Annotated in this window: 5 protein-coding genes; 1 reads left to right on the forward strand and 4 read right to left on the reverse strand. The window is 60.6% G+C overall.

From position 1 onward, the window contains the following. Nucleotides 1-1,989, reverse strand: a 1,989-nt coding sequence (gene galB / locus LDL37_RS11330) for a beta-galactosidase GalB (RefSeq protein WP_290798212.1), incomplete at its 3' end; no start/stop codon positions are given. 134 nt (nucleotides 1,990-2,123) lie between these two features. Further along, nucleotides 2,124-4,982 carry a TonB-dependent receptor gene (locus LDL37_RS11335; RefSeq protein ID WP_290798215.1) on the reverse strand — a complete coding sequence of 953 codons (2,859 nt, stop codon included), beginning with the start codon at nucleotides 4,980-4,982 and terminating at the stop codon, nucleotides 2,124-2,126. 424 nt (nucleotides 4,983-5,406) lie between these two features. On the opposite strand from LDL37_RS11335, the gene LDL37_RS11340 reads away from it, so the two are divergent. Continuing rightward, a complete protein-coding gene (locus tag LDL37_RS11340; protein ID WP_290798218.1) occupies nucleotides 5,407-6,153 on the forward strand; it encodes a FadR/GntR family transcriptional regulator in 747 nt (248 codons plus the stop codon). A 51-nt stretch (nucleotides 6,154-6,204) separates the two neighbouring features. Here the strand turns inward: LDL37_RS11340 and LDL37_RS11345 are convergent, their stop codons facing one another. Together LDL37_RS11345 and LDL37_RS11350 are read right to left on the reverse strand one after the other, a co-directional pair. Next, nucleotides 6,205-6,465 (reverse strand): GlsB/YeaQ/YmgE family stress response membrane protein, encoded by a 261-nt coding sequence (locus LDL37_RS11345; protein ID WP_290798221.1) that lies wholly within the window; start codon nucleotides 6,463-6,465, stop codon nucleotides 6,205-6,207. A 185-nt stretch (nucleotides 6,466-6,650) separates the two neighbouring features. Continuing rightward, nucleotides 6,651-9,794 carry a TonB-dependent receptor gene (locus tag LDL37_RS11350; protein ID WP_290798224.1) on the reverse strand — a complete coding sequence of 1,048 codons (3,144 nt, stop codon included), beginning with the start codon at nucleotides 9,792-9,794 and terminating at the stop codon, nucleotides 6,651-6,653. Between the last annotated feature and the right edge of the window lie 206 nt (nucleotides 9,795-10,000).

The following is a 10,000-nucleotide window of genomic DNA, read 5'->3' on the forward strand; positions in this document are numbered from 1 at the left end:
GTCCCAGCCGGTCCATACGAACTCACCGGCTACGTAAGGGTTCTGATCCTGCGCCGCCCAGTTGCGGTCCGCAGACGAACCGAAGTCGGCAGCAAACAGCTCGTAGGCGCTGACCTGATGCGTTTTGGGGTCGCCGCCGACGCCGGGGCGCACGGGCCCGCTGTTCGTGCCAGGCACCGGAAACTGATACTCACCGCGGCTCGACAAGGCCGCCGCGCTTTCGCTGTGCAGGATGATCTTGTTGGGGAATTTGGCGCGGAAGGCCGGGAACTTGCTGGGCAGGCTGCGGATGCCCGCCCCCTGATAGTTGAGGCTGATCACGTCCATCTCGGCGGGCAGGGGCATGTCGGCCTGCGCCCAGTTCATGGCATTGGTGACCGGACGGGTGGTGTCTTCCTCGCGAAGTATCTTCACCAGCCGCCGGGCGATCTGTGCCCCCGCTTCGCCGGAATACTGTTCGCCCACCTCATTGCCAACGCTCCAGATGACGATTGAGGGGTGATTGCGGTCGCGCCTCAGCATGGCGCGCAGATCGGCCTCGTGCCAGTCGGGGAAGATCAGGTGAAAATCGAGGGGCGTCTTGCGCTTTTCCCAACAGTCGAACACCTCATCTAGCACCACAATCCCCATCCTGTCGCACAGGTCCAGCAGTTCCGGGGCGGGCGGGTTGTGGCTCATGCGCAGGGCATTGCACCCCATCTCCATGAGCATTTCCAGTTGCCGCTCAGCGGCCCGCACATTGAACGCCGCCCCCAGTGCGCCGAGGTCATGGTGGTTATTGACGCCCTGAAGCGGCACAAACCGGTCATTGATAAAAAGGCCTTTGTCCGCATCGAAGCGCAGGCTGCGGATGCCGAAGGGGGTCTCATAGCGGTCGATTTCACGCGTACCCTGCATCAGGCTCGTCACCGCAACATAGCGGTTCGGCGCCTGCGCCGGTGGCGGTCCCCACAGGCGGGGTTTTGACACGGTGGCCGAGGCTTTGACAATGGTATGGGATCCGGCCGCCACCGGCACCGACTGGCGCGGGGTTTCGCTGACGGCGCGGCCCGTGGGCTTACCCTTTGCATCCAGCGCGTAGAGGCGCGTGACAAGCGTGATGTCCGCCGCTTCGGTGCCGTCATTATCAATGCGGGTGACGATATAGACCGTGGCCTCGTCCTGAGAGACGCGCGGCGTGGTGATCTGCGTACCCCAGTGCGCCACGTGCACCCTGTCGGTCTTAACCAGCCAGACATTGCGGTAAAGCCCCGCCCCCGGATACCAGCGCGCCGACTCCGGCGGGTTGTCCAGGCGGATGACGATGTGGTTGGCGCCGCCGTAATTCAGGTGCGGCGTCAGGTCGAGACGGAAGGAATTATAGCCGTAGGGCCAGCCACCGACGAGGCGCTCATTGCACCACACGGTGGCATAGGACATGGCCCCGTCGATATCGAGGAAGAGGCATCGCCCTTTATCCGAAGCCGAAACCTCCAGACGGCGGCGATACCAGGCCGGCCCCCAGGTTTTCAGCCGGCCCATGCCGCCATAGGGACCCGTTTCCAGAAACGGCCCCTTGATGGCCCAGTCGTGGGGCAGGGCGACCGCCTCCCAGCCGGAGTCGTCAAAGGTGGATTTGACCCAGCTGACCTGCGCTCCCGGATGACCTTCGGGCCGTGTGTGGCGTTTGTCGGGATCAGAGATAAACGGATTGGCCGTGGGCAGTATCCACGGTTTCAGCACAGGCCGCGTGGCGCTCACCTGCGTGGCATCGACGGGACGCGCGTCCGCCTCCTTGCCATCTTCGCTCTTTTTGATCTCCGGGCGGATGTCGTAATCGAGCGCCCCATCGAGGCCCTCAGGATCGCCCAGCCGGAAGCGCCAGTTGTCATTGAGTGGCAGGCGTTCACGTCCGTTTCGCGTGCGGGCGACTGAGTCCTTTGGCAAGAGACTGGCGGCGGCGGCCGTTGTCAGCAGGGCACGGCGGGTGGTTGGAATGGCTGAGGTCATGCACAGTTTTCCCTGACGCGATAAAAGTCGTCAGCTTATTTGTGAAGGGCCAAAAGGGCCGGGCACGTATCGTAAAGAAAAAAAGGCGGACAGGCCGTCAAAAGCCTGTCCGCTCAGGGGGGAGTCGGAGGAGATCAGAACTTGCTGCGCCAGCCGAAGTGATAGGTGGCGCCGGGGTTGAAGTGGCTATAGGCCGCGTTGGCGTAACCGAAATTGGTACGGAACGGCTCGTTGGTGATGTTGGTGGCTTCGAAGGTCAGTTGCCCCTTCTGGCCGAACCAGTTGGCATTGTAGCTGGCCGACAGATCGACCTGACCGCGGTCGGTGGCGATCAGCGGCAGCATCAGGCCGTTTTGCGGGGCGCCGGCGGCGATGCGTTCGTCAAACCACACATAGCTGGCGCGTACCGAGAACAGGTCGTTTTCGTAGTAGGCGGTAGCATTGACCGTCTGCGGCGACAGCTGGGCCGAAGCCCCGTCGTTTTCGTCGTCCAGATGCGTGTAGTTGGCGCTGAAGCCCAGACCATCGACGATGAAGTCGAGCGGTTGCACCCAGCCCAGTTCGATGCCGGTCAGGTTGATCGTGTTCACATTGACCGGCTGGTTGACGAAAACGTCAGCGGTGGCCGGGCCGCCGCGATCATTGATCGCCTGCTGCTGCTGGGCCGTCAGGGACGCAAAGTCGATGCCGAGATCGCTGAATTTACGCGTCGATTGCTGCACGACGGTATAGCCAGTGACCGTCTTCTTAAACACGGCCACGCTGACATAACCGAGGCCACCGGTATAGTATTCGGCCCCGAAGTCGAGGTTTTCCGAATAGTAGGGTTGCAGCGACGGGTTGCCGGCGGAGGCCGTTTGCGCCGACGGATCAGAGAAGCTGAGGCCGGGCAGCAGGTTGTTCGGGTTGGCGCGAGTCAGGGTCTTGGAGGCGGCGGCGCGCAGTTGCAGCTTGTCCGTCAGCATGGTGGTGACGTTGAGCGACGGCAGGTTAGCGCTGTAGTTTGTCTCCATGGTCACAAACTGGCGCACGCCATTGATCGTCACCGGGCCGGTCACGGTCTGATCCGTCACGGCGCGGCGCACACCGGCATTGACCTTGAACACCAGATCACCGACGGGAATCTGGGTGTTATATTCGATATAGACGCCCTTGTTCTTTTCATTAATGGCGCCCGATGGCGTGCCCAGAGCCGAGTTGTTGGTGAAGGGCGCCCCGGTGTTGAAGGCGGCGTAGTTGGTGGCGGCCTTCAGCTTGTTGAGATCGGGCAGGATGTACTGCGTAAAGCCCGGTGTGCCATCGAGGATGTGCGTGAAGTCCGACGCGGGGCCGACGCCCAGATAGCTGGCGATGGCGCTTTGCGGCACGGCGGCAAAGGCCGCGGTCTGGTAGTTGGCCGAGTTGTCGAAGGCCGTGATCTTGCGATCGGCTTCGTCATAGGCGGCCCCGAACTTCAGCGACGATCCGTTTTCGAAGTCATAGGTCATGTCCGCGTGGGCACCGGCCGTGTAGGTCGAACGCTTGACGTTCTGAATGTTTACACGGTTCCAGGTCCAGCCGAGGTTGGGGTCGGCGATATTCTTGTTCGGCTTGATCGTCGGGATGATACCGTCATTGGTGTACTGAATCGTCAGCCCGGAATTGAAAGGCGTATTGAACAGGAAGCTGGGCGCTTCGCGGAAAAAGACAGAGTGGGTGTAGTTGGCTGCGGCGTCGAGGCGCAGCTTCGGCGTGATCTGCCAGCTCAGGCTGGGGTTGACGTTGACGAAATCAAGGCGCTCGTCAAACTTGCGCGCTTCGACGAACATGGCCGAGTTGGCGAAGGTGCCGGAGGTGACCACATTATTGGCATCCACCTTCAGATTGATCGGCACCATGCCGCCGGTGGCCGCCGTCGAAGAGTTACGCACAAACCAGTTAAAGCTCGACCGGTCGTAGTCACCCTTGGCCGAAGCGGCCATGATGTCGAGCGCAAAGCGCAGCGTGTCCGAAGGGCGGTATTCGACGGCGGTGATCAAAGTCAGGCGATCGCGGTGACCATCGACGTAGTTGAGACGGCCCAGACGCGGGATCATGGCATTGGTGAGCTGATTGGCCGTCAGTCCGGGATTGAGCGCCAGAAGCGCGTTCAGGTCCAGCGTCGCACCGGTCGTCAGGCCGTTGCCGGCATTGGCCGGCACGACGGTGGCGAAGCTGAAATTGTTGCCCTGCGCGTTGCTGCACGCCGTGTCGGTCGTTGGGCAGGCGAGGTTGGCATTGCTCCAGCCTACCGAGTCAAATCCGTCCGAGCGCGTGCGCTGACGCGAACCGGCCAGACCGATCAGCACGCCCCACTTGTCCCAGGTTTTGGAGAAGGTGACGGCCCCGCGCGGCGAAAAATCACCGGAGGCTTCGCCATAGGAGGCCGAAGCCGAAACGGTCAGGTGCTGCCCCTTGTTGTCGAAGGGGCGGGCGTTTTGCAGATTGACCAGCGACATGCCGCCTTCGAGCTGGCTGGCGGTCGGGGTCTTGGAGACGGTCAGGCGGGTGAACAGTTCCGACGGGAAGAGGTCAAGGTCCACTTCGCGGTTGGAGGCCCCGCCGTCGATGCCGCCGTCAGAGGCCACCGCCACGCCGGCATTGTTCAGCACGATCTTGGTGAAGCTTGCGCCCAGGCCGCGCACGTTGACCTGCGTGCCTTCACCCGTATAGCCGTTGCGCGAAATCTGCACGCCCGGCACGCGTTGCAGCGATTCCGCCAGGTTGAGGTCCGGGAACTTGCCGATGTCCTGCGCAAAGATCGAGTCCGAGAAGTTGACCGAGTTGCGCTTGGCGCGGGTCGCGTCCTGAAGGCTCTTGCGATAGCCGGTGATCACCACTTCGGTGACATCGGTGCTGGCAGACGTGTCAGCGCTCTGGGCCTGTGCCGCGCCGTAGCCGAAACCGGCCAGAATGGTGGCTGACATCAAGGCAAGACGGGTCGCGCGCAGAACGCGCGGGTTTTGACGGACCATGGGGTTCCTCCTGTTGGATCGTTGACGGTTTTGCAGGCCGCAGGCCGGTCCGTCTTTATTATGGTAACGCTCACATTCATACAGGGGTCAGATTTCATCTGTCAATTAGGTCAGTCCAATATTTGTTAGATTGTCGCTTTTTGGTCATCGCAATGAAGTTGTAAAAATTTTTCAAATAAAAACAGTCCAATAAGTGCGATATATGTAACCACATTTGTGGCAAAAGTCATGAATAATACTACAAATCCATTGATTTGTGCGATAAATTAAGTCGGTTCCTGCTGACATTACATGGGCAGTTAAAGGGATGTTCTGCCGATTGAATCCATTATTGGTCTGACAATGTGTAAACGCTCAACGCACCTTTTTCGTTTCAAAATACCGTCCGATGGGGCATAGTTGGGCGAATCCTGATAACGGTCCCATGTCTGACAATCGTAAACGTTACAAACGCATCGCCGACGCCATCGCCGAAGAAATCCGCTCCGGCGTCTATAGGGCGGGCGACCGCCTGCCCACCGAGCGCGAGCTGGCCGTGCAGTTCAAGGTCAGCCGCCCCACCCTGCGTGAGGCGATGATCGCGCTGGAGATCCTGGGCTATATCGAGGCGCGTCAGGGCCACGGCATCGTGGTCAAGGCGGTGTCGCCTGACCCCCTGCCCATGTCCGACTCCGAAATCGGTGCCTTTGAGCTGATTGAGGCGCGCCGCATGTTCGAAAGCGAGGTGGCGGCGCTGGCGGCCACCCTGATTACAGATGAACAGCTTGATGATCTGAAAAAGCTGGCGCGGCGCATGGAAGACCCGTCTCCGGCGATTTCCGAGCGCGCTGACCGCGAATTTCACATGCTGATCGCGCAGGTGACGGGCAACGGGGCGATTGTCTCGTCGGTTGAGAACCTGTGGGACTGGCGCTACCGTTCGCCGCTGGCGCGCAACATTCTGGCGCGCACGGCCAATCTGGGTATGAAGGCGCGCGTCGCCGAGCACAGCCAGATCATTGAGGCGCTGGAAAAGCGCTCGCCCGACGCGGCGCGTCAGGCCATGCGTGAGCATATGGACCGCGTGATCGAGCACCTTCTGGCCACGACCGAACTGGTCGAGGTCGAAAAGGCCCGCGCCGCCGGTGAAGCGCGGCGTAAGGCGCTGGCCAAGCGTTTCCTGAAGGCATAAAAAGCCTGCCCCCTACGGAGCAGGCTTTTGACATTTGACGGTTCAGGCGCCTTACGCCCGGCGACCGCGCAACATGCGGCTGAGCGCAATCAGAAGACAGGCCCCGATAACACCGGCGATCAGATAGCCGATCACGCCGCCGAACGAGATGCCGAGGATGGCCAGCAGCCCGTTGGCTACGGCGGCCCCGATGACCCCCAGCAGAATGTTCATGAACAGACCCTGTTCGGACTTCATCAGTTGTTCGGCGATCCAGCCGGCAAAGGCACCGACGATCAGGGCTGTCAGCCAGCCGATGGAATTCTCGTTCATGGAAATAGCCTCCTCAAAAGTCAGGAGCCGAAAGGCCCGTGTACTGAGGTTCACCCTCTCACGCGTCTGATAAGGCCAAAATGCCGCCGTTCGGCCGTCGCATAAAAACCGCGCAAGGCTCCGGCGACAAAAAACCGCCGCCTGCGATGAACAGGCGGCGGTGAGTTTGGGAGGAAATAGAGCGCTTAACGTTTGATCGTGAAGCCCACAAAGAAGCGACGACCGAAATAGCCCTGCTCGGTCAGGAGATTGCCTACCCCGGTGGAGGTGGTCTCCTCTTCCTTGGTCAGGTTTTTACCTTCCATAAAAAGGCTGAGGCCGCGCGGACCGGGCTTCCAGGTGATCTTGCCATCCAGATAGCCGGTTTCGTCACGATAGAGCGGTTGACCATAGCTGTCGGCGGCGCTGACCAGCCACTTCGAGCGGTAATTATAGGCCAGACGCGCATTGATCGGGCCCTTGTCGTACCAGAAGGTGAAGTTATAGCTGTCGGTCGAAAGACCGGGGAAGGGCAGGGGTGAGCCGTCAAGCTGGCTGTAGAGGCCGACATCCTTGGCTTCCTGATAGGTGTAGTTGGCATCGGCGCCGAAGCCCGACATCCAGCCCGGCAGGAAGGTGAAGGCGGTTTTGGCCGTCAGTTCGAGACCCGAAATCTTGGCCCCCTCACCATTGATATAGGTGGTCAGGGAATACTGGGTTCCATCGCCGAAGTAATCGACCAGCCCCACCGGAACCCGCGAAGAGACATAGAAGGATTTGATGTTCTTGTAGAACAGCCCCAGCGTCACCTGCGTATCCTTGTTGGGATAATATTCGAAGCTCAGGTCATACTGTTTGGCGCGGTAAGGCTTGAGCGACGGGTTGCCCGCGACGCAGGTGTCGGCCGTATCGGAGTCCGTACCGTCATTGGTGTAGTTGATGGTGCAGGTCACCGAGGGCATCAGATAGTTCACCAACGGCCGCGCCATCAGGTCGGCAAAGCCCGCACGCGCCGACAGCGTGTTCGGGATGAACCACACTCCGGCGTTAAAGCTGGGCAGCCACACCGTATAATCCTTGGTGATGGAGGTCTGGCTGTTGGATACGGTGTAGGTGGTGGCCACGTTGGCGCTGTTGTAACGGATTTCCTGACGCGTATTGACGCCCGAAGCCGTCGTTTGCGTATTGACGCGACGCCAGCCAAAATTCCCGCTCACGTCCCAGCCATTCCACGGGAAGGCGTAGTTGAACTTTAGATACTGCGCGTCGGTTGTTTCGGAAACGCGGTAAGGGATGCGGTTATAGGTTTTGCCGTCGCTGCCCGTCGTCGTTTCCAGATTGTCCAGATTGAAGTGCGACGTATCGAGGTACTGCGCCACGGTCGCAAAGTCCGGATAGTTCCAGGTGGTCGGGATATTGCCGCCGCCGTAGTAGAAGCTGGAAGACAGCGGCGTCATGGCCGCCGCGAAGACGCTGTTTGAGAAGTTTCTCGACCAAGTTTCGGTCGTGGACCAGTAGCCGGTCTGATACGCGGCAGCCGCGGCGGCGGCGGCCGTCTGATCGGCGGTCTGGTTGGGGGAAATGGTGGCTGTTGAGTTGATCTGGTTGGCATAGACGACGGTGTCGTCCGTGGCCGATGCCAGATTGCTGCCGGCGCTGAGGATCATCCCGTCGCCACCGCCAAAGGTCAGTGCCCCGTAGCCATAGGTTTCGCTATCGGTCGCACGGGCTCCGAATTCGATCTTGTCTATGATCGGCCAGCGGGTGTCATAATCGAAGTCGAGTTTGTACTGCTGTTCCTCGGAATGGGCATTCGACGGACGATACTGGATCTGCCACTGGCTGACCGCAGAGGCGTCGGTCGGGCTATAGCCCGTGGGGAAGGTGAAGACCGGCGCGCCCGCGCTGTTGAGGCTTACGACCAGACCGGGCACGTTGTAGCTGACGCTGACATTGTTGGTTTGCGACACGGTGTCGGTTTTGGCCACCGAGCCCTGGAACTCCGCCTTCAGGCGATCGCCCTTATAGTTGGCGCCAAAGCCGTAATAGTCGCTTTCGGTGGTGTATTTGAAATCGCGCGCACTGACGCTGAAAGCGTTGGAGCCGCCGCGGCCGGTGGTGGTCACACAGTTACCCGCAGTGTAGCTGCTTACCACGTGATTGACCACAGTGGTCGATCCGGCAGGCACGGTGGAACCGCAGGCCGCATTGGTCGCTGAGGTGACATTATACAGGCGGTTCACCGAGGTGAAGTCTGTACCATAGTTGATGTCGTTCAGCCTCTGGTCGCGGGTATTGCGGTTATAGCTGACATAGGCGTCGATGCGGTCAGTAAAACGGTACTGCGCAACGAATTCGGCCGAGGCGCGCTGGTCATTGCGGGTCCACACGCCGTAACGCGGCACGCGCGGATTGTAGTCGTACCATTGCGACAGACAGTTGTTGCGCTGTGCCGTCACCGCACTGCCGGAACCGGGATAGGCCGAATTGCACCCGGCCTGCGTCGTGATCGCATTATAGGCCGCGATATTGGCGGCGGAGTCGGTGGGAGAGTAATAGTTGGCCGTTTTTTCCGCCGAGCCGTCGAGATCGGCCAGACGCACCCAGGCCGTATTGCGCAGATAGTCACCGCGCGTATCGACATCATCGAAGGTGATGTTGGCCATCAGCCCCAGCTTGCCATCCAGCAGACGCGTCGCGCCGAAGAAGTTGCTGCGTGGCTTCCAGCCATCTTCTGTGTCAAGGTTTTGCAGCGAGGCGGTGATGGAGAAGGTCGGCTTTTTGAAGTCGAGCGGTTTGCGCGTTTTGACGCTGACTGTACCGCCGACGCCGCCTTCGGTCATATCGGCCGTGAAGCCTTTGAACACGTCGATTGACTGCACCAGTTCCGAGGCCAGTTCGCGGAAGTCATTGGAACGCCCGCCGCCGCCATAGGTATTGAGGTTGCCCGCCGTGGACAGGGTGCTCATGCCATTGATTTCGACACGGTTCAGATCGGGTTCCACCCCGCGGATGGAGACCGAGTTGCCTTCACCGAAATCGCGAGCCAGTTGAACGCCGGTAATGCGGCCCAGCGCTTCGCCGACATTCTTATCCGGGAACTGCGCAATATCATCGGCCACGATGGAGTCAGAGACCGTGCCGGCCTTTTTCTTCCGATTGATCGCCGATTGCTGCGACTGACGCGTGCCGGTGACGATGACGGTTTCAATGTCTTCTTTGGCCGGGGCAGCGGGGGCGGCTTCCTGCGCAAAGGCGACGCCGGACAGGCCCAGCAGGGCCACCGCAGTCAGGGCGGAGGCGCTTTTCAGGCGCGTGGAAAGGGGGCGGGGGGAGGGGCTGCGGATCATACCTGTGAGGCTCCTGAGCAATCTGCGGGGCGGTGGCCCGGCGGTCGTCCGGGGAGGGGGACGACGGCGCGCGGACACCGGCGGACAAATCAAAACGGGAGACAGGCCAGACGCCGCCCTCTTAACAAACAGGTTCGGACGCGACGCAGAACCGGTGGCGAAGGAAGGGGGGTGGAGCGACACAAACGGCTCCGAAAAGGGGCGAG

This window comes from Asticcacaulis sp. (genome assembly GCF_020217185.1).
In the GTDB taxonomy this organism is placed as follows: Bacteria; Pseudomonadota; Alphaproteobacteria; order Caulobacterales; family Caulobacteraceae; genus Asticcacaulis.